The sequence below is a fragment of the Hoylesella marshii DSM 16973 = JCM 13450 genome (assembly GCF_000146675.1).
Taxonomy (GTDB): domain Bacteria; phylum Bacteroidota; class Bacteroidia; order Bacteroidales; family Bacteroidaceae; genus Prevotella; species Prevotella marshii.
The window spans coordinates 250002-271332 of the sequence record NZ_GL397214.1 but is presented as its reverse complement, the minus strand read 5'-3'; the positions used below and the strand labels follow the sequence as shown (position 1 = coordinate 271332).

At 49.5% G+C, this 21331-nt stretch carries 18 protein-coding genes; 14 read left to right on the top strand and 4 right to left on the bottom strand.

Going from position 1 to position 21331, the window contains the following annotated elements:
• The first annotated feature begins 70 nt into the window (after nt 1-70).
• From HMPREF0658_RS01135 to asnS, 8 genes are all read left to right on the top strand, one after another.
• Complete coding sequence (locus HMPREF0658_RS01135; protein ID WP_036883807.1) at nt 71-1012, top strand: glycosyltransferase family 2 protein; 942 nt, start codon at nt 71-73, stop codon at nt 1010-1012.
• A 2-nt stretch (nt 1013-1014) separates the two neighbouring features.
• Nucleotides 1015-1956, top strand: a complete 942-nt coding sequence (locus HMPREF0658_RS01130) for a glycosyltransferase family 2 protein (RefSeq protein ID WP_006947951.1) — start codon at nt 1015-1017, stop codon at nt 1954-1956.
• A complete protein-coding gene (locus HMPREF0658_RS01125) occupies nt 1953-3050 on the top strand; it encodes a glycosyltransferase family protein (protein WP_006947949.1) in 1098 nt (365 codons plus the stop codon). The genes HMPREF0658_RS01130 and HMPREF0658_RS01125 overlap by 4 nt, the downstream gene beginning before the upstream one ends.
• 199 nt (nt 3051-3249) lie before the next feature.
• Nucleotides 3250-4890, top strand: coding sequence for a diphosphate--fructose-6-phosphate 1-phosphotransferase (locus HMPREF0658_RS01120; protein WP_006947947.1), 1641 nt, complete (start codon nt 3250-3252; stop codon nt 4888-4890).
• Nucleotides 4891-4956: 66 nt separating this feature from the next.
• Nucleotides 4957-5856 (top strand): glycoside hydrolase family 25 protein, encoded by a 900-nt coding sequence (locus HMPREF0658_RS01115; protein ID WP_006947946.1) that lies wholly within the window; start codon nt 4957-4959, stop codon nt 5854-5856.
• Between the two features lie 162 nt (nt 5857-6018).
• Nucleotides 6019-7365, top strand: coding sequence for an adenylosuccinate lyase (gene purB, locus HMPREF0658_RS01110; RefSeq protein ID WP_006947945.1), 1347 nt, complete (start codon nt 6019-6021; stop codon nt 7363-7365).
• Between the two features lie 77 nt (nt 7366-7442).
• Nucleotides 7443-8888, top strand: coding sequence for a pseudouridine synthase (locus HMPREF0658_RS01105; protein ID WP_006947944.1), 1446 nt, complete (start codon nt 7443-7445; stop codon nt 8886-8888).
• A gap of 15 nt (nt 8889-8903) precedes the next feature.
• A complete protein-coding gene (gene asnS / locus HMPREF0658_RS01100; RefSeq protein WP_006947943.1) occupies nt 8904-10307 on the top strand; it encodes an asparagine--tRNA ligase in 1404 nt (467 codons plus the stop codon).
• 163 nt (nt 10308-10470) lie between these two features.
• On the opposite strand, the gene HMPREF0658_RS01095 is transcribed toward asnS, so the two are convergent.
• The gene (locus HMPREF0658_RS01095; RefSeq protein ID WP_006947941.1) at nt 10471-12060 is read right to left on the bottom strand and encodes a right-handed parallel beta-helix repeat-containing protein; all 1590 of its coding nucleotides are present in this window, start codon (nt 12058-12060) and stop codon (nt 10471-10473) included.
• A 406-nt stretch (nt 12061-12466) separates the two neighbouring features.
• Between HMPREF0658_RS01095 and HMPREF0658_RS01090 the strand changes: the two genes are divergently transcribed.
• From HMPREF0658_RS01090 to HMPREF0658_RS01070, 5 genes are all read left to right on the top strand, one after another.
• Entirely contained in the window at nt 12467-13111 is a 645-nt protein-coding gene (locus tag HMPREF0658_RS01090; protein WP_006947940.1) for an HU family DNA-binding protein, read from the top strand.
• Nucleotides 13112-13175: 64 nt separating this feature from the next.
• On the top strand, nt 13176-13745 hold the full coding sequence (locus HMPREF0658_RS01085; RefSeq protein WP_006947938.1) for an L-threonylcarbamoyladenylate synthase: 570 nt from the start codon (nt 13176-13178) through the stop codon (nt 13743-13745).
• A 19-nt stretch (nt 13746-13764) separates the two neighbouring features.
• Nucleotides 13765-15573 (top strand): chloride channel protein, encoded by a 1809-nt coding sequence (locus tag HMPREF0658_RS01080; protein ID WP_006947937.1) that lies wholly within the window; start codon nt 13765-13767, stop codon nt 15571-15573.
• A 29-nt stretch (nt 15574-15602) separates the two neighbouring features.
• Nucleotides 15603-16616 carry a methionyl-tRNA formyltransferase gene (gene fmt / locus HMPREF0658_RS01075; protein ID WP_024990892.1) on the top strand — a complete coding sequence of 338 codons (1014 nt, stop codon included), beginning with the start codon at nt 15603-15605 and terminating at the stop codon, nt 16614-16616.
• Nucleotides 16617-16897: 281 nt separating this feature from the next.
• A complete protein-coding gene (locus HMPREF0658_RS01070; RefSeq protein ID WP_006947934.1) occupies nt 16898-17602 on the top strand; it encodes a Crp/Fnr family transcriptional regulator in 705 nt (234 codons plus the stop codon).
• Nucleotides 17603-17609: 7 nt separating this feature from the next.
• Here the strand turns inward: HMPREF0658_RS01070 and HMPREF0658_RS01065 are convergent, their stop codons facing one another.
• The 3 genes from HMPREF0658_RS01065 to gap form a co-directional block, all read right to left on the bottom strand.
• Nucleotides 17610-18542, bottom strand: coding sequence for a diacylglycerol/lipid kinase family protein (locus tag HMPREF0658_RS01065; RefSeq protein WP_006947932.1), 933 nt, complete (start codon nt 18540-18542; stop codon nt 17610-17612).
• A 1-nt stretch (nt 18543) separates the two neighbouring features.
• Nucleotides 18544-19473, bottom strand: coding sequence for a tRNA (adenosine(37)-N6)-dimethylallyltransferase MiaA (gene miaA / locus HMPREF0658_RS01060; RefSeq protein ID WP_006947931.1), 930 nt, complete (start codon nt 19471-19473; stop codon nt 18544-18546).
• Nucleotides 19474-19615: 142 nt separating this feature from the next.
• Nucleotides 19616-20635 carry a type I glyceraldehyde-3-phosphate dehydrogenase gene (gene gap, locus HMPREF0658_RS01055; protein ID WP_006947929.1) on the bottom strand — a complete coding sequence of 340 codons (1020 nt, stop codon included), beginning with the start codon at nt 20633-20635 and terminating at the stop codon, nt 19616-19618.
• A gap of 208 nt (nt 20636-20843) precedes the next feature.
• On the opposite strand from gap, the gene mscL reads away from it, so the two are divergent.
• Nucleotides 20844-21248, top strand: coding sequence for a large-conductance mechanosensitive channel protein MscL (gene mscL, locus HMPREF0658_RS01050; protein WP_006947927.1), 405 nt, complete (start codon nt 20844-20846; stop codon nt 21246-21248).
• Nucleotides 21249-21331: the final 83 nt, after the last annotated feature.

Genomic DNA, 21331 nt, shown 5'->3' with positions numbered 1-21331 from the left:
AAGCAATATATTGTTTCAAAGACTTTGCAATAACTCAAAAAAAGAAGTTACCTTTGCAAAAGAAAAGCATATGAAGTTAAGTATCATTATCCCCGTTTATCGCGTAGAACATGTGCTCGACCGCTGCATCGAAAGCGTGCGACAACAGTCGTTTGTGGATTGGGAAATGATATTGGTAGATGACGGTTCGCCCGACAAATGCCCCCAAATGTGTGACGAATGGGCAAAGAACGACAAGCGAATCAAGGTTATCCATCAACTGAACGGCGGACTGAGCGAAGCACGCAACACAGGTCTGACACACGCACAGGGTGAATTCATCGCTTTCATAGATTCCGACGACACGCTCGCTCCTGACACCTTGTCTGAAGCCCTGCAAGCTCTCAAACGTCATACGGAATACAATATTGTGGAGTTTCCTGTGGTTGTAGGCTACGGAAGCTCTCGCCAACAGTATCTTTCGCTTGGCAACCATGGCTATACAGACCTGCATGCGTATTGGATAGAGCAACAAGGCTACCTGCATGCCTATGCTTGGAACAAAGTGTATCGTCGCTGCCTCTTCCACGAAATTCGCTTTCCTCGCAGCAAAGTGTTTGAAGACATCATCACCACGGCACGTCTCTTGCAGGCCTCTGCCAATATTCTGACCATCAGCAGCGGCCTTTATTACTATTGGAAGAACAACGAGGGCATCACTGCATCTGCCCGTTGCGAGGATTTGCGGCAACTGTTAGAATGGCATTTGCTTATCCGCCAAGAATACATCTCTCCGCAGAAAGCTTCACCAGAGGCACGCATGCGCTATTATCTGCATTTAGTTAATATTCAGATAGATATTTTCCGCATGGGCGACACACGGCTCCTATTGCCTAAAGAGAAGATTCCATTGCGCACTATCCTAAGCTGCAACCTGCCCCTTACAGCCCTACTGAAAGCACTGATACTCAAAGCATCGGGTATGAAAAGCCTATGTCGCATTCATCAATTCATCAGCAAATACCGAAAATAACAATGATTAGTTTCATCATCCCTTGTTATAACATCCCTGTTGATATGCTCCGCGAGTGTATTGACAGCATTCTCGCACTGTCGCTGAAGGAAAACGAACGCGAGATAATTGTCATCGATGACGGTTCGGAACATGCTCCGATTGCTGATTTGCACGACATCATAGACCAAATCGTGTACGTGAGACAGAAGAACGGCGGACTGAGTAATGCCCGTAATACAGGACTTCGGCTGTGCAAGGGCGACTATATACAATTGATAGATGCCGACGATTTCCTGATACGCACACCTTACGAGCATTGTCTCGACATCATGCGCTATGAGCAACCCGACCTCGTACTCTTCCATTCATCAAGAAACAAGACAGGGAATATCCCCTTGCATTTCAATGCCCCTATGGACGGTGCCTGCTATATGCGCCACAACAACATCCGTGCGGCAGCTTGGGGTTACCTTTTCCGTCGGCAAATATTAGGGAATCTGCGTTTCCGCGAGGGCATCTACCACGAAGATGAAGAGTTTACACCTCAACTTCTGTTGCGGGCAGAGCGTGTGTTTGCCACTGATGCCGAAGCATATTACTACCGCATCCGAGAAGATTCGATCATGCAACGCACTGACAGTCGAAGCGTGATGAAACGCCTTGCCGACCAAGAAGATGTTATCCGGCGCCTCCACCTCATGGCAACAAAAGCAACGGCCATCAACAGCGAAGCCTTACAACGCAGGGTAGCACAACTCACAATGGACTATCTCTACAACATAATCATGCAGACCCGCTCGTATCGGCAGTTAGAGAAGCGCGTCAGTCGACTGTATGAAAAAGGTCTCTTCCCACTACCCGACAAGTCCTATACAAGAAAATACCAATGGTTTCGCCGTCTTGCAAACCATCGAACGGGACGCCGTCTGCTCTGCCAACTGATTCCACACCTTCCGATATGAACATACTGTTATTGGGCGAATACAGCAACGTGCACCATACTCTGGCCGAGGGACTGCGCACCTTGGGGCATAGCGTGACCGTAGTTTCCAATGGGGACTTTTGGAAAGACTATCCCCGTGACATCAATCTCGCACGCACTACAGGCAAATGGGGTGGCATTGCCTATATGGCACGATTGTATGCGTTGCTTCCCCGCTTGCGTGGTTACGACGTGGTGCAGCTCATCAATCCCATGTTTCTCGAACTCCGCGCCGAACGCATCTTCCCTATTTATCGCTATCTACGCCGCCACAACGGGCGCGTTTTTCTCGGTGCATTCGGTATGGACTACTATTGGGTACACACATGTTGCCACAATCGACCGTTCAGATACAGCGATTTCAACATCGGCGAGACCTTGCGCACCGATGCAGATGCCATGAACGAACGGCACGACTGGATAGGAACGGGCAAAGAACGACTTAACCGATACGTGGCTGAAGATTGCGACGGCATTATTGCCGGCCTTTACGAATATTGGGCATGCTATCATCCAAACTTTCCAAATAAAACTTGCTTCATTCCGTTTCCCATCCGTTTGCCCGAACACCCGTTCGTTCCCTACGACAAGAATCGACGTTTGCGCCTGTTCATCGGCATCAATCGTAGCCGCAATGCTTACAAAGGTACAGATATTCTGCTTGAAGTCGCCCGCGAAACGGCCTCGCGTCATCCCGACAGCATAGAACTCATCGTAGCCGAAAACGTGCCTTTCGTGCAATACGAGCAGATGATGGACAAAGCCGATGTGCTGCTCGACCAACTGTATAGCTACACACCATCGATGAATACGCTGCTGGCCATGTCGAAAGGTATTGTATGTGTGGGCGGTGGAGAGCCTGAGAATTACAAGATACTCGGCGAGGATGAATTGCGTCCCATCATCAATGTATTGCCCTATAAGGAAAGTGTCTGTGAGGCATTGGAGCGTTTAGCAACCGGCAAAGTGGACATCGCTCGACTGCAACAGCAGAGCATCGAATATGTAAACCGTCATCATGATTATATAAAAGTGGCACAGACTTATCTCGATTTCTATCAATCGAAAATGTGAATGCAGCAAAGGATTCTCCATGGAGCGACAATAGCAAAGAAACATTTTCTCATCCCGAATCGGTATTATGTCGCAGAAAATCCGTAATTTTGCAAGCAATAAAATAGGTAGCTTTGTTTTTAGGCTTATTGATAACAGACAAGAATAGATAAAATGAAAGAACCGCAAACGGTTCATTAAACATTAATTTTTAGTAGAAATGGAAAAAAGTGCATTGCAAAAGGAAAGAGCAGCATACAGGCCTAAGTTGCCTAAAGCTCTCCAAGGTGCAGTAAAGATTGAAGAAGGAACTCCGACACAGAGCGTGGATAACAAAGACGAAATCAAGAAACTATTCCCTCATACATACGGGATGCCTCTCGTGGAATTTGTTAAGGGAGAGAGTCATCCGTCGAAACGACTGAATGTTGGCGTGATTCTGAGTGGCGGACAAGCACCGGGCGGACACAACGTCATCTGCGGTTTGGTTGATGCCGTGAAGCAACTCCATCCCGACAATCATATCTACGGATTCCTCATGGGACCCGGGGGCTTGGTAGACCACAATTACATGGAACTGACACCCGATTTCATAGGTGAATACCGCAACACCGGTGGCTTCGACATGATAGGAAGCGGGCGCACAAAGTTAGAAACCGTGGAGCAGTTTGAAAAAGGGTACGAAATTCTCCGCCAACTCGATATACAGGCACTCGTTATTATCGGTGGTGACGATTCCAACACTAACGCCTGCGTGCTGGCCGAATATTATGCGGAAAAGAACTACGGCGTACAGGTGATAGGATGCCCGAAGACGATAGACGGCGATTTGAAAAACGACCAGATAGAGGCTTCATTTGGTTTCGATACTGCTACGAAAACTTATTGCGAACTCATCGGCAACATTGAGCGCGACAGCAACTCGGCACGCAAATACTGGCATTTCATCAAGATGATGGGACGCTCGGCCAGCCACATCGCCCTCGAATGCGCCTTGCAATGTCAGCCCAACATCTGCATCATTTCCGAAGAAGTGGAAGCAAAAGACCTTACACTCAACGAGATTGTGGAGCAAATTGCCGAAGCCGTGGCCATGCGTGCTGCCGATGGTAATAACTTCGGCGTGGTACTCGTGCCCGAAGGACTGATTGAGTTCATCCCCGCCATTGGCCGATTGATACAAGAACTGAATGATTTGCTCGCCCAGCACGGCGCAGAATATCGCCACCTTGACGACGAAGCCCAGCGTGCTTACATTCTGTCGCATCTTTCAAAGGCCAATGCCGCTACATTTGAGACATTGCCCGAGGGCGTTGCCCGTCAGCTGTCGCTCGACAGAGACCCGCACGGCAACGTACAGGTGTCGCTCATCGAGACCGAACGCCTGCTCTCCGACATGGTAGAAGCCCTGCTCGACACATGGAAAAAAGAAGGCCGGTTCACGGGACACTTTGCCTCGATCCACCATTTCCTCGGCTATGAGGGACGTTGCGCTTGTCCGTCGAACTTCGATGCCGACTATTGCTACTCACTCGGCGTGAGTGCCGCACAGCTCATCGCCAACGGAAAAACGGGTTACATGGCCGTGGTGAAAAATACAACAGCCGACACCGACGAATGGAAAGCCGGCGGCGTGCCCATTACGATGATGATGAATATTGAGCGGCGTAACGGCGAGATGAAACCCGTTATCCGCAAAGCACTCGTAGACCTCAACGGGAAACCTTTCAAGACGTTTGTGGCACAACGCAAACGTTGGGCGCGTGAAACGGCCTACATCTATCCCGGACCGATACAATACTGGGGGCCAAGCTCGGTATGCGACAGCACCACGAAAACGCTTCAGCTGGAGCATGAATAAATCTCATACATACAAGTCAAAGCAAGTACAAGGATGCGCTGCGTCCTTGTACTTCTACGTTTCATAATGACCGGAACACGACGAGCCACAAGAAAGAAGACGACCACAGCACCGCGCAGTCACCGTCGGCGTACACCTCATCTGCGTCTACATCCGCGACGACCGCGCTTCCTGCGTAAATATCCCGCTTGGGCTTTATGGCTCGGTGGGCTATGCGTATTGACACTCTACACGTGGGGCTTCTATTATTTCTTCGTCAGTCCTACCGGCTTCCGATGGCGAGCACTTTATGGTGACATCAACTTCCCCGACGGCTATGAGATACACGGCATCGACATCTCCCACTATCAAAGCGACATCAACTGGGACGAACTGCAACGCAATGCCCAAATAGAAGGTTCACCCGTGCGATTCATCTTTATCAAAGCCACCGAAGGCGCAAAGCACTTGGACGACAATTTCAACGACAACTTCTACCAAGCCCGCGAACACGGATTCATCCGCGGTGCCTACCATTTCTGGAGCAACCGTAGCAGTGCGCGCGAGCAAGCCTACTACTTCTTAAAACAAGTACACTTGGAAGATGGTGACCTGCCGCCCGTCCTCGACGTGGAGCACAAGCCCAAAGACCGCTCGGTAGAAGATTTCAAACGCGACATCCTCACATGGCTTCATGTGGTGGAAGACCGCTATCACGTGAAGCCCATCCTCTACACCTATTATAAATTCAAACTCGCTTACCTTAACGACGAACGCTTCGACGATTATCCCTACTGGATTGCCCACTACTATGTGGACACCATGGAATATAAAGGTCGGTGGAAGTTCTGGCAACACACGGACGTGGGACGACTGCCCGGCATCAAAGGCTACGTGGACTTCAACGTCTACAACGGAAGCTACTACGACTTGGTCAACCTTACCATCGGCAAGCCGGAGAGCAAAGAAGACAATCTGTACGACTAAACAGAAGCAAAGCATCAATGATTCTCGGATTGTCGAAGTTGATTGGGCTGTGGCGCTTGAAGCGCCGGCATCCGATAAGGTCAATTTTATAATACTTTAAAGGCACCAACAGCACCTATATCAAGATTAATTCGTAATTTTGCCCGAAATAACAAAAACGCCATGACGCTTAACAACCTGACAGCTATCTCGCCTATCGACGGGCGTTACCGCAACAAAACAGAACGATTGGCCGAGTATTTCTCCGAATATGCACTTATCAGATACCGAGTACGCGTAGAAATAGAATATTTCATTGCACTGTGCCAGCTGCCTTTGCCGCAACTTTCCGATTTTTCCGCAACATATTTCCCGCAACTTCGCAGCCTCTATACCGACTTCTCGGAAACGGATGCCCGTCGTGTGAAAGATATCGAAAACATTACCAACCACGACGTGAAAGCCGTGGAATACTTTATCAAAGAGGCTTTCGATCGTATTGGCATCCCCGAGGCATACAAAGAGTTCGTGCATTTCGGCCTTACCTCGCAAGACATCAACAACACGTCGGTACCCCTCTCGCTGAAAGAAGCACTGGAAGAGGTGTATGAGCCGCAGATGGAAGAACTCATCGAACAATTACGCCACCTTGCCGACGCATGGAAAGACGTTCCTATGCTGGCACGCACCCACGGGCAGCCCGCATCGCCCACACGATTAGGCAAAGAAATCAGGGTCTACGTCTATCGACTTACAGAGCAGCTCAATACGCTGAAAGCCTGTAAACAGACAGCCAAATTCGGCGGTGCCACAGGCAACTTCAATGCCCACCACGTGGCCTATCCCGAATATGATTGGGCAGACTTCGGCAACCGTTTCGTAACCGAAGTCCTCGGTCTGCATCGCGAAGAATATACCACACAAATCAGCAACTACGACTATCTGGCCTCCGTATTTGATGCTATCCGCCGACTGAACACCATCATTCTCGACCTTAACCGCGACTTCTGGATGTATATCTCGGCCGATTACTTTAAACAGAAAATTAAAGCGGGTGAGGTAGGCTCAAGTGCTATGCCCCACAAAGTGAATCCTATCGATTACGAAAACAGCGAGGGAAACGTGGGTATCGCCAACGCCATCTTTGCGTTTCTCGCACAAAAGCTGCCCGTCAGTCGTTTGCAGCGAGACCTTACCGACTCCACGGTACTTCGCAACATCGGCGTACCCCTCGGGCATAGCATCATCGCCATACAAAGCACACTGAAAGGCCTGCGCAAACTCATTCTCAACGAAGATAAGATTGCCCGCGACCTCGACGAAAACTGGGCCGTAGTGGCCGAAGCCATACAAACCATACTGCGACGCGAGGGCTATCCGCATCCCTACGAAGCATTGAAAGCACTCACACGTACCAACACCCATATCTCACACGAAAGTATCAGTGCATTTATCGATACGCTTCATATTTCGCCCGAGGTGAAAAAAGAATTGAAAGCCATTACCCCTCGCAACTATACAGGAATCTGACAATACACCAAAATAGTTATTATAATCATCCAATGGCCGTGAGGCCTTTTCAAAACATTTTAAAACAACAAAGAACTATGGACCAAGAATTAGAAAACAAACAGGACAATTTCTCTTCCGAACAGAATGAGACCAGCCGTGAAGGCTACAGCCCCACACAACAAGGCTACAACAATGAGTATCATGGAGGCCGCACACAGCGCCCGCGTATCCACTCCCAACATGCATACAGCAGCGACAGAAATGGGAACCGAGAAGATGGAGGTTTCCGTCCCGAAGGCTTTGGCGGCGGATTACAAAGCGGAGGCGAAGGCATGTCGTCGCCCCGTCCCTACCGTCCCCGTTATAACAATGGTGGAAACTATCAGTCGCGCCCCTACAACAACAATTACGGACAGCCGCGACAAGGTGGTTATCGTCCGCGCTTCAACAACCAAGAGGGAGAAGCCGGTGGCGGTTATCAACCACGCCCCAACTACGGACAGCCCCGACAAGGCGGTTATCGTCCACGCTTCAACAATCCGGAGGGGGGCTATCAGCCTCGCGAAGGTGGTTATCAGCCCCGCGAGGGTGGTTATCGTCCGAGAAACAACTATCAGCAAGGCGGCTATCAATCACGCCCCAACTACGGACAGCCCCGACAAGGCGGCTACAACAACTACGGCGGTTATCCGCCCCGTGGCAACTATCAACCGCGAAGCTACAATCAAGGTGGCTATCGTCCGCGCACCCCGGGCTATGATCCCCACGCCAAATACAGCATGAAGAAACGTATCGAATATAAGGAAGAACACACCGACCCCAACGAACCGATACGTCTGAACAAATATTTAGCCAATGCCGGCGTATGTAGCCGTCGCGAAGCCGATGAATTTATACAGGCCGGTGTGGTCACGGTAAACGGACAGGTCATTACCGAGCTGGGCACAAAGATTGTGCGTACCGACGAAGTGAAGTTCCACGACCAACCCGTAACGCTTGAAAAGAAAGTCTATGTATTGCTCAATAAGCCGAGAGACTATGTTACCACAAGCGATGACCCGCAACAGCGGAAAACCGTGATGGAACTTGTAAAGGGAGCCTGTCCCGAACGCATCTATCCCGTAGGTCGCCTTGACCGCAATACTACAGGTGTGCTGCTCTTCACCAACGACGGCGATTTGGCCAGCAAACTGACGCATCCTAAGTTCTTGAAGAAAAAGGTTTACCACGTATTCCTCGACAAAGAAGTAACAATGCACGACATGCAACAGATTGCTACAGGCATCACCCTCGACGACGGAGAGATACATGCCGATGCCATCGAATATGCCAAGGACAACGACAAGAAGCAGGTCGGCATAGAGATTCACAGCGGAAGAAACCGCATCGTACGTCGTATCTTCGAGAGCTTGGGCTACCGAGTCGTTCGTCTTGACCGCGTACAATTTGCCGGACTCACGAAGAAATATCTGCGTCGTGGCGATTGGCGTTTCCTTACCGAGAAAGAAGTAGACATGTTGCGCATGGGCGCTTTTGAATAATGGAGATAGAACAAGATGGAAACAATGCGTAGAACAAAGATTGTAGACGTACTGAAAAGTACCGATTTCGGCGCTACCGTAAACGTACGGGGCTGGGTAAGAACCCACCGCAGCAGCAAGGCCGTAGACTTCATTGCACTAAACGACGGCTCCACCATTAAGAATGTGCAGATAGTCGTCAATACGTCAACGACCGACGAGCAGACGCTCAGACAGATAACCACCGGTTCCTGTCTCTCCGTAACGGGTACGCTCGTTGAGAGTCAGGGCAAGGGACAGAGCGTGGAGATACAATGCAAGGATATAAAGATATATGGTCTTTGTGGCTCCGATTATCCCATGCAGAAGAAAGGACAGACATTTGAGTATATGCGTCAGTATGGTCATCTTCGTCTGCGCACCAACACTTTCGGTGCCGTCTTCCGCATCCGTCACCACATGGCCATCGCCATTCACCAATTCTTCCACGACCGCGGCTTCTTCTATTTCCATACCCCCATCATCACAGCCAGCGATGCTGAGGGGGCAGGACAGATGTTTCAGGTAACCACCCAGAACCTCTATGATTTGAAGAAGGACGAGAAAGGCAAGATAAAATATGACGACGATTTCTTCGGGAAGATGACATCGCTCACCGTCAGCGGACAATTGGAAGGCGAACTCGGTGCAACTTCATTGGGACAGATATACACTTTCGGCCCCACGTTCCGTGCCGAGAACTCAAACACGCCCCGACACTTGGCAGAGTTTTGGATGATTGAGCCTGAAGTTGCTTTTATCGACCTCAACGACCTGATGGATTTAGAGGAAGACTTCATTAAATATTGCGTGCAATGGGCACTCGACCACTGCCAAGACGACCTCGAGTTCCTCAACAGCATGATAGACAAGACGCTCCTCGAGCGGTTGCGTTCAGTCGTGTCGGGCAGCTTTAAGCGGCTCACTTATACCGAGGGTATCGACATTCTGAAAGAGGCCGTAGCACAGGGACACAAGTTCGAGTTCCCCGTCTCTTGGGGCATGGATCTCGCCAGCGAGCACGAGCGTTATCTTGTGGAAGAGCATTTCAAGCGGCCTGTCATCATGACCGACTACCCGAAAGAGATAAAGGCTTTCTATATGAAGCTCAACGATGACAACAAGACCGTTCAGGGAACCGACGTACTTTTCCCGCAGATTGGCGAAATCATCGGCGGCAGCGTACGCGAGGAAGACTACGGCAAGCTGATGGAGCAGATAGAAGAACGCCATATCCCGATGAAAGACATGTGGTGGTATCTTGATACCCGCAAATACGGCACGTGTCCGCATGGTGGCTTCGGCCTCGGCTTCGAGCGTCTCATCCTCTTCGTTACCGGCATGCAGAACATTCGCGACGTAGTGCCTTTCCCCCGCACGCCTAAGAACGCAGAGTTCTAATCCACATCGCGTATATATAAAAAGGAAGTGCCTCCCAAGAGTTCAACCATTGACTCTTGGGAGGCGTTCTTTATATACGAAAACCGACAAACCGTTGTTTCTGTTCGCTGGATGCCAGCGACGTCTGCAAACCATTGTTTGAGGTCTAAGGGCTGATTAGGGTTCAATCATGACGCATGGGCACACGCTTATTAAAGTTTTGCCCGTTCCAATACTGCTCATAATTTCCCGTATCGCTCGCTTCTTTGTTGATAATCGTCAGACTTGTGCCCCGTTGCGGCAGACGCAGTAGACCGTCGTAACCGGGGGCGATACGTTCGCTTGTGCGAAGGTCGGGCGAGAGTGTATTCGTATCAGGATTGAAGTCGTAGCATAAGATGAGCTGCTGGTCGTTTTGATAGCTGGTGTATGTGAGGCAGACGATAAACAGTTTATGCCCGTTGTTGCGTTTCCATAAAGCGGCAGCAAGGTCTACCCCCGTATCGGGCAAGAAGACGGTGAGCCATCCCTCACTGATTTCAAATGCCACCTCGCGGCCGCTTTTATCCGTATAAGCATAGATAGAGCTTGTCGCGTCTACGGGCTCATCGGGCTGTTGAAAGTTGTAGCGCCGGTAAGCACCTTTACCATTGAGGAAGTTGAGAAACGCGCGCTGCGGACTGTCCTCCCCGCTCGGCCATGCCTTGCAGAAGACGGTCACGAGCTCCTTGATGTTCGATGGCTTTCCCGCCGGCAGTTCTATGCCCACGTCCTGCCAATCATCGATAATCTCCTGTCCCCAAAGTTCCTCGGGCGTGAGTGCTCCTTCATTCTCATCCACTTCTTCTTCGCCGCCACATTCATCTTCGTCTGCCGTCACCTCGCCCTCTTTGCTGGCCGAGAGTTGCAGCCGCACGGTAGGACCTATGCCGCGGTCGTTGAGTTCCACGTCGTCTTGCACATAGGTTGTGGAAGGAAACTTGCAGATGTCTATATTGCCGAGCTGTCCCGTATGGTGTATCTCGCAGTTGCGCAGCGACACGTTGTTCTGTCCGTTTGATGCGAACAGCGTGCCCCGATTCTGCGTAAACCGGCAACGCACGAACGCGGTATTCGAGGAGTTCGCAATATTCACCAACGAGAACTCACGACAGCGGTAGAAGTCACAGTCGGTAAACTTGCTGTTGAAGCCCTGCGAGAGTGTCATGATGCTGTAGCTGCAATCGCGTATGATGCTCTTCGTGCAATTCAGACGACTCGTATTAGTTGCGGTAATGCCTTCGATGCCGCAGCCGAAAAGCTCGCAGCGGTCTATCTGCACGTCTTCACACGACTGAAACTCCAACACGCCCCCTTGGCAGTAGCCCTCGTCGGTATGTCCGATGGTAAGGTTACGCAGCGTCATGTTGCGGCAGTTGCGGAAGCTCAACGGGTAGGCATAGCGTGGCGACACCACGATAGCAGCCCCATCGGTACCTTGTATGACGAGGTTTACACACTGATTGAGCACGAGTTGATAACCGTCGAACACTTCGTCTCTATATGCGTGTGCCTTGGGTGTATCGCCCTCCTGTATGGTCGCGAGCTTCACCGCGACGCAGCAGTATGCATATTCCAACACGTCCGATAGGTTCAGTTCCCCACTGACGGTTATCACGCGGTCTGAGCCGATAGCCTTGATAAACTCGGCTGCCGTACTCACTTTATATTCCTTAGCAGCCATTGCGAAAGCCGTTGTCAGCAGCAACAGCCCTATCAACGATACTCTTTTCATGGGTGATATGAGTTGATTGTTTATGTGCAAAGATAAGGATTCTTTTTCAAAATGGCAGCCTTACGACCACAGATAATAGGAGCTTGGCAAAAGATAATGGGGAGAAAGGTTGCACGATACCGTATTTCTTACTATCTTTGCAGTATGATTAATGATTTTTCATCATGATGATAATTATTTTTCATCACGATGATAATTATTTTTCATCACGATGATAAATATTTTTCACCACGATGATAATTTAAATATCTACGTATCTAATGGGAACGACTCCTACATCTAAAGACAACAACTCCTGCATCTAAAGACAACAACTCCTAAACTAAGAGGGTCGTTCGCCTATGAAAAGGAATGACGATGATAACATGAAGCATCAACCGATATACTCATTTAAAACCTTTAAACAATGTCAGTATTTTATAAACTCATGAAAACAACCGGTTCGCTGGCCAAGAAAGATGCTTGGCGAATCGTGGTTGACATGTACAACACAGTAGGAATGGAACTGATGGGGCAACACATCGAAAAGGCAACGGCACTCACCACAGCCGACCTCATCGGTGCCTTCGAAGCCGTGAAAACAGAGATGGCCGACCAGCTCATGCTCGGCAATCGCGTGCATCTGCCCGGGCTGGGCTACTTCTCGCTCTCCATCAAAGGCGAACTCTACGAAGACCCGAAAACCCATCGATTCCGCCTGCGAAACCCCTATGTGCGCACCGTTAACTTCCGCCCCGAAAAGCGACTGATGCGACTGTTGAGCACAACGAAGTTTGAAAACATGACCTACCGGCAAGACCCCTACTCCATGCCCACAGATGCCGAAGTGGATGCCGCCCTCGACCGCCTCTTCGCCGAGACGGACTACATCTTCATCGGCGACCTGCGTGCCGAGCTGAATCTCTCGAAAGCATCAGCCTATCGCCTTGCCCGCCGGCTCGAAGCCCAAGGGAAACTGCACAACGCCGGCTCGCGCTATCGCAAAATGTATGTCAGAGGCAGCGGAACGGGAGAAAAGAGCGAAGGGAGCGGCGACGAAAAAGTGGGATGAAAGTTTCAATGCCAACGGATTTTTCGCTATATTTGCACGTCCGAGAAACAACCGACAAAGCAACATGACACAGCAAGAAGACATCCGGCAAGCCGTAGAAGTGCTCAAGGCAGGCGGCGTGATACTCTACCCCACCGACACCGTGTGGGGCATCGGCTGCGACGCTACCAACAAAGAAGCCGTAGCCCGCATATACCGCATCAAGCAACGCGAAGACTCCAAGGCACTGATATGTCTGGTAGACAGCGACGCACGGCTGCAACGCTACGTGAGAGACGTGCCGCCCGTAGCCTGGGACTTGCTCGATGTGGCCGAGAAACCCACCACCGTCATCCTCGACGGCGCAGTGAACCTCGCACCCAACCTCATTGCCGACGATGGCAGCATCGCCCTGCGCATCACGAAAGAAGCCTTCTCACGCGAACTCTGCTATCGCTTCCAGAAAGCCATCGTCAGCACCAGCGCCAATATCAGCGGCCAACCCGCTGCCCAAAACTACTGCGACATCGCCCCCGAACTGCTCGAAAGCGTGGACTACGTGTGCCACAGTCGTCGGCAAGAGAAGCGACCGCACACACCCTCGTCTATCATCAAGCTCGCAGCCGACGGCGAAGTGAAAATCGTCCGTCCCTGACCCACATACCCACAGCAACATGGCAAACGATACCACCCTCGACCTTCAACCCACATTGCTCGAAAGGCTCATCGATTGGCGCGAGCAACACGTTACCGACCGGCAGTTTACACTCGTGTTGGCGTTCTTCGTGGGGCTCTTCGCCGCCATCGCCGCTTTCGTGCTCCATTGGCTTATCGGGCAGATACAGCAACTGCTCACCTCCGGCTTCCACAGCGAATCGTTCAACTGGCTCTATCTCGTATTCCCCGTTATCGGCATCTTCCTCACCTCACTGTTCGTGAGATACATCGTGAAAGACGACATCTCCCACGGCATCACCCGCATACTCTACGCCATCAGCTCAAAACGCAGCCGACTGAAGGGACACAACTGCTGGAGTTCGGTGCTCGCTTCAGCCATTACCATCAGCTTCGGAGGTTCTGTGGGAGCAGAGGCGCCCATCGTGCTCACCGGCTCGGCCATCGGCAGCAACCTCGGTAAACTCTTCAAAATGGATAATCGGGTGCTCATGCTGCTTGTCGGTTGCGGCGCGGCAGCTGCCATCGCAGGCATCTACAAGGCACCTATCGCCGGCCTTGTCTTCACGCTCGAAGTGTTGATGATAGACCTTACGATGGCTTCGCTGTTGCCCATCCTCATCTCTTGTATCACTGCCACTTGCTTCACCTATCTGTTTGTGGGTGGCAAGTCGCTGCTGAACTTCCAACTCGACAGCGCATGGCTCGTTGAGCGCGTTCCTGCCAGCATCCTGCTCGGTATCTTCTGCGGACTCATTGCCCTGTACTTCATCCGCACCATGTCGGCCTGCGAAAGTATCTTCGGTCGTCTTCGCAACCATCCCCTCGGCAAGTTAGTGCTCGGCGGCATCGTGTTGAGCACGCTTATCTTCCTCTTTCCGTCGCTCTATGGCGAGGGATATACCGGCGTAAACATTCTTCTCGGCGGCAAGACCGAAGCCGATTGGGACGCGATATTAAACAATTCCCTCTTCTATGGCCACAGTCAGCTGCTCATCGTCTATATAGCCTTGGTGCTGTTTACGAAAGTCTTTGCCACATCGGCTACCAACGGCGGAGGCGGATGCGGCGGAACGTTTGCTCCATCGCTCTTTATCGGAGCCTTCGGTGGCTTCCTCTTCGCCCGTGTATGGAACATGTATGAGCTGGGGATCTATCTTCCGGAGAAGAACTTCACCCTTTTGGGAATGGCCGGAGTGATGTCGGGAGTGATGCACGCACCGCTGACAGGCATCTTCCTCATTGCCGAGATAACCGGCGGCTATCAGCTCTTCATCCCTTTGATGATAGTGAGCGTGGCAGCCTATCTCACCATTATTATCTTTGAGCCGCACAGCATCTACGGCATGCGCTTGGCTCGCGAGGGCAAACTCATTACCCATCATACCGACCGCGCCGTGCTCACGCTCATGAGTTTAGACAGTGTGATAGACAAAAGCTACACCTCGGTAGACCCCGACATGGAGCTTGGACAGCTCGTTCATGCACTGAGCCGAAGTCATAGCGGTATCTTGCCCGTTATCGACACCGGCGGAAACTTCCTTGGCGAAGTTGATATCACGAAGTTACGGCATATCGTGTTCCGCATAGAACTGTACCATCACTTCAAAGTTAAGCAGCTGATGTCGAAGCCGGAAGCGGTGTTGGGCGTAAACGAAACCATGGACCGCGTGATGCAACGCTTCGACAAGAGCGACGCTTCACAACTCCCCGTACTCGATGTAGACGGTCGGTTGATGGGCTATGTCACACGAACACATATATATAAGCAATATCGAAAGATGGTGGCAGATATGTCGGCCGAATGACAAGGCCATGCAAGTAAAACCTACGAATGATGAAGAAATCGGATGTAAGAATCGTTTTTATGGGAACACCGGAGTTTGCCGTCGCTACACTCCGTGCGCTTGTAGAGCATGAATACAATGTGGTGGCCGTGGTTACGCAACCCGACAAGCCTGTAGGTCGGCACGGTTCGGTGCTCCGTCCCTCGGCAGTAAAGGAATATGCACTGACATGCGGTTTGCCGATATTACAACCTGTGAAGATGAAAGACCCCGAGTTCGTGGAGCAACTGCGTAGCTATCGCGCCGACTTGCAAGTGGTCGTAGCCTTTCGTATGTTGCCCGAAGTGGTTTGGGACATGCCGCGCTACGGTACGTTCAATGTGCATGCCGCCTTACTTCCACAGTATCGGGGGGCTGCACCGATTCAATGGGCGGTCATCAATGGCGAGAAGCAAACGGGTGTTACGACCTTCTTCCTCGACCGAGACATTGATACCGGACGCATCATCAAGCAGCGACCTTTTGATATTCCCGATGATGCTGATGCCGAATACGTGTACAATGGGCTGATGCACTTAGGCGCACAAGTATGCTTGGAGACACTCGATGAACTGATAACATGCGAAGGCAACGTAAAAAGCATTGCCCAAGAAGAGATGATTCCCGCAGATGCGACACTTCACCAAGCCCCGAAACTCTTTAAAGAAACTTGCCAGATTGATTGGCAACAAGGCTCGAAAGCTATTTACGACTTTGTACGTGGACTATCGCCGGCTCCCGGAGCATGGACGAATCTGCTTGCTCCCAATGGTACCCAAACCGTTTTGAAAATATATAAGACTTTTAAAACGCATGAAGAGAGCCTATTTACTGAAACCGAATCTGTCGGTAGTCTCTGCGCAGAAAGAGGGCGATTGCTCGTAAAAACCACCGATGGAATGCTCGAAATAGCCGAACTGCAATTAAGCGGAAAGAAGCGCATGAGCGGCCGAGACTTCCTAAATGGTTTCAGAGAGATTGAAGAATACCGCTTGCAAAGAGACGAGAATAGGAACGAAGGATAGCAAATCAGACCATACTTATTCTACTTCCGCCTTCTCTCCGTTTCATATACAACGCAGAAAAGGTTATCCCACGAAATCATATCATGGCTTTGTGATAAATTCATTTTACATTTATCAGGTGCCTCTACCTAAACCTTTTTGTTATATTTTCTATAAAAAAGCCATGAAAAGCCTTACTTATGTCAAGAAAAATGATTAATTTTGCGTAACTGAAATGCAGGATTCTTCCGCAGATATCCTTGTCATACAACTTGTTTCTGACCACAAATCGACGACATCATATGACTCTCAAAGACAAAATACGCAAAGAAAATATTGCAAATACACTGTCGGAATTATGGGCTCCTCTTGAAGAACGGCAACGGACAACCATTGTAGAAAATCTCACGCTACGCCGTTATGACAAAAACGACATCATCTATAAAGAGCACGAAAGTCCTCGAAACATGATGTGCCTCGTAAGCGGTAAAGTGAAAATTTATAAGGATGGGGTTGGCGGACGTCCGCAAATTGTACGTGCCATTAAGCCTTTCGAGCTGTTTGCTTACCGCGCATTCTTTGCCGAAGAAGACTATAAAACGGCGGCGAAGGCCTTTGAGCCCTCCATTGTTGCTTTCCTTCCACTCGATGTTTTGGTAAACCTCATGAGCGAAAATGCCTGCATCAGCATGTATTTCATCAAGCAACTCTCTACCATGTTAGGACTTTCAGACGACCGTACCGTCAACCTCACCCAGAAACACATACGTGGTCGACTTGCAGAAGCATTGCTCTTTCTGCGCGACAACTATGGCATTGAGGAAGACGGACGCACCCTCAGTACCTACATGAGCCGCGAAGACCTCGCCAATCTCTCCAATATGACCACGAGCAATGCTATCAGAACGCTCTCGGCCTTTGCCAATGAACAACTGATAGCTATCGACGGAAAGAAGATAAAACTAATGAATATGGAGGAAATCCATCGGATTTCCAACATCGGATGATTGAGGTTTATGCGGGAATCAGGAAGTTGATGACTTCCTGCTCTACAGTAATACGGTATGCCCCCACAGGAGTTGTCATCTGTCGGCCGTCTATTCCGATGAGCGTGCGGCTTTCTGCCAATATTTCCACTTCTTTCGTGCGATAGGGATGCACGCTCCTATGGTTGAGAAACTTTCCCCGCAAGAAGAGATAAATCCCCTCAATCAGCTGCGTCATCTCAGGGTGATACACCACCGAAACATCCAAAAGACCGTTATAAGGCACTGCATTGGGCGTTTGTCCGTAACCCGCTGCGTTTCCCACACATATTGTCATGATTTTTCTCTGTATCACATCTTCGTTAATTTTGATGCGCATTTTATATTCCAAGCGTTGGAATAATAACAACAATAACGAGATAACGAATGATATGGTGCGAGAACCGAAGACACGACGGGTCTGCCTTCGCAGGTTCATAATCGTGGCTATCAGTCCTACATTGATGCAATTCAGGAAATAACGGTAACATTTTTCGTCCTTTCTGTTCGTATAACGTATGCAACCGAGGTCTATCCGGCGCACTCTTCTTGCTTTCAGCCACTTTACAGTCTGGTCTGTTTCGCTCTCGCGGAAGCCCCAATAATGGGCGAAATCATTCATTACGCCATTTGGAATGATACCCAACGCAATGGAATCACGTACCTTTTTCTCTGCACGCATCAAGCAATTCACGGCATCATTTAAAGCAGAATCTCCCCCAACGATGACAATCGTCTTGTAACCGTTGTCTATCATCATGGTGACAAGTCTCTCCACACTCTTGGAATTTTCGCTTTGCACGAAATCGAAGTCTACGTCATTCTGCGCCAAACATCGTTCTATTTTCTTCCAATGCTTTGCCGGTCGTGAAAGCCCGTCGTGCTTCGGGCAGTAGATGATGCCCCATCGTGTCTGTTCCATATCATTCACAACTTAATCGTTCCTTTATTTTCTGTATCTTTTCCTCCATCGGCAGTCCTGCGTCTAACCAATGAATGACGAATCCGCGACGCTCCATTCCTCGAAACCACGTCATCTGTCGTTTAGCAAACTGATGGATAGCGATTTCCAGACGGTCGAACATTTCGTCGTAAGAAAGCCGTCCCACAACATACTCTGTCACGTATTTATATTCCAATCCGTAATATATCAGGTCTTCGGCCTCAATGCCTCTGTTGAGCAAACCACGTATCTCCTCTACCATTCCCTCATTGAGCCGCCGGAGAAGTCGGTATGTTATCTTTCTCCTACGCTCTTCTCGGTCTATTGCTACGCCTACTATCAGTGCATCAATGGGCGGCATTTGTCGTTCGGGCAAGGGATGAACACGATTGTATTCCTCTATTTCTATAGCTCGGACGGCACGTTTCACCGTATCTACATCCGAGCGGTTATGCATCACAGAGCCGTTTTCCCGTTTCAGTTTTTTCAGCGTTTGCGTCAGCTCCTCTAACGAATGGCCATACAACTCCTTTCTCAATGCCTCATTTTGTGGCACCGGCGACAGGGCATATCCTTTCAAAACAGCCTCTATATACAATCCTGTGCCACCACAGAGAATAGGTATTGCCCCTCGTGCGCATACTTTTTCATAGGCAGTATGGAAATCCTGCTGATAGCGAAACAAGTTGTATTTCGTACCGGGTTTGCAGATATCAATGAGATGGTATGGTATGTCAATACCATTTACATGATAATCCGACAAATCTTTGCCTGTTCCAATATCCATACCTTCATATACCTGACGGCTATCGGCACTGATAATCTCTCCTCCGATGTCGGCAGCCAGTGCTGCTGCAAGCTCAGTTTTCCCGCTTGCCGTTGGTCCTAATATGGTTATTATCTTATTCATTGGCTCCAAAGGAGGTTCACCCCTGCGGTATATGGCAACGTTATTACCCGCCCGAAAGCAACTTGCTCCGTGCAAAAATACGAAAAAAAAGCCATCCGGCAAATACCGGATGACTTTTTATGGATATTCCGTTGAAAACGAATTAGCCGTTTACTTTGGCCATGTGTTTAATCAGTTCTACCACCTTATGTGAGTAACCGATTTCATTGTCATACCAAGAAACGACCTTTACAAACGTGTCTGTCAAGGCGATACCTGCTTTAGCATCGAAGATAGAGGTACGTGCGTCGCCGAGGAAGTCGGAAGAAACCACTGCGTCTTCTGTGTAACCCAGCACACCTTTCAGTTCTCCTTCAGATGCTCTCTTCATCTCTGCGCAAATCTCAGCATAAGAAGCAGGCTTTGCCAGATTAACAGTGAGGTCTACAACCGATACATCGAGTGTAGGAACACGCATCGACATACCTGTCAACTTGCCGTTCAGAGCGGGAATTACCTTACCTACAGCCTTAGCAGCACCTGTAGATGAGGGGATGATATTACCTGAAGCAGCACGTCCGCCACGCCAATCTTTCATGGAAGGGCCGTCTACTGTCTTCTGGGTAGCTGTGGTAGAGTGTACCGTTGTCATCAATCCATCGGCGATACCCCATTTATCGTTCAGCACTTTAGCTATGGGAGCCAAGCAGTTGGTGGTGCAAGAAGCGTTGGAAACAAACTGCGTTCCTTTCACGTAAGACTTCTCGTTTACACCGCAAACGAACATAGGCGTGTCGTCTTTCGACGGTGCCGACATCACTACATACTTGGCACCTGCATCAATATGCCCTTGAGACTTCTCTTTAGAGAGGAACAAACCGGTAGACTCTACTACGTATTCTGCACCGACTTCATTCCATTTCAAATCGGCGGGATTGCGTTCTGCCGTCACACGAATAACGTTACCATTGACAATCAGCTGAGATTTCTCAACATTGGCTTCGATGGTTCCCTTGAAGGTACCGTGCATCGTGTCGTACTTCAGCATGTATGCCAAATAATCAACAGGGCACAAATCGTTGATACCCACTACTACTACATCCTTTGCATTGGCCTCTTCGAGAGACGCACGGAATACAAAACGGCCGATACGGCCAAATCCGTTAATACCAATCTTAATCATTTTATTATTTTATTTTTAAAGGGTTGAAAACTATGTTCTATTTTTACCTTAAATTCATCGCTCTGCCAACACTCTCTCTGCAGAAAGTCTTCGCAAGACAAAAAGCGACTCTCTTTCTCGTTTTTTCTTTGTTATCGGCCACAAAGATACAAAATATTTTTTATATTTGCACACGTTATCAACAGAAAATATCGCAAAAATAAAACGTATGAACAACTTCTTGAATGAGTTTAAAGCTTTCGCCATGCGAGGCAATGTCATGGACATGGCTGTGGGAGTCATCATCGGTGGAGCTTTCGGAAAAATCGTTTCATCGATGGTAGACGACATCCTGATGCCCATTATCGGTGTGCTGACAGGTGGAATAGACTTTAAGGAACTCGCCATTACCATCGGAGCTGCCAATATTAAATATGGTATGTTTATCCAGAATGTCATCGATTTTCTCATCATTGCTTTCTGTATTTTCATGCTTATAAAAGGTATCAACGTGCTGTCACGCAAGAAAGAGGAAGCGCCGGCTGCCCCTGCTGAACCCGGAAACGAAGAGAAATTGCTCATGGAGATTCGCGATTTACTGAAAGAACAATCGCAGACAGACAGCCGAAGATAATCGTCTGTAAATCAACACTTAAGGAAGACGGTTCTCAAAGCATAGCTTTGGCATCGTCATCCCTTAGCTTTGAGCGCGTCAAA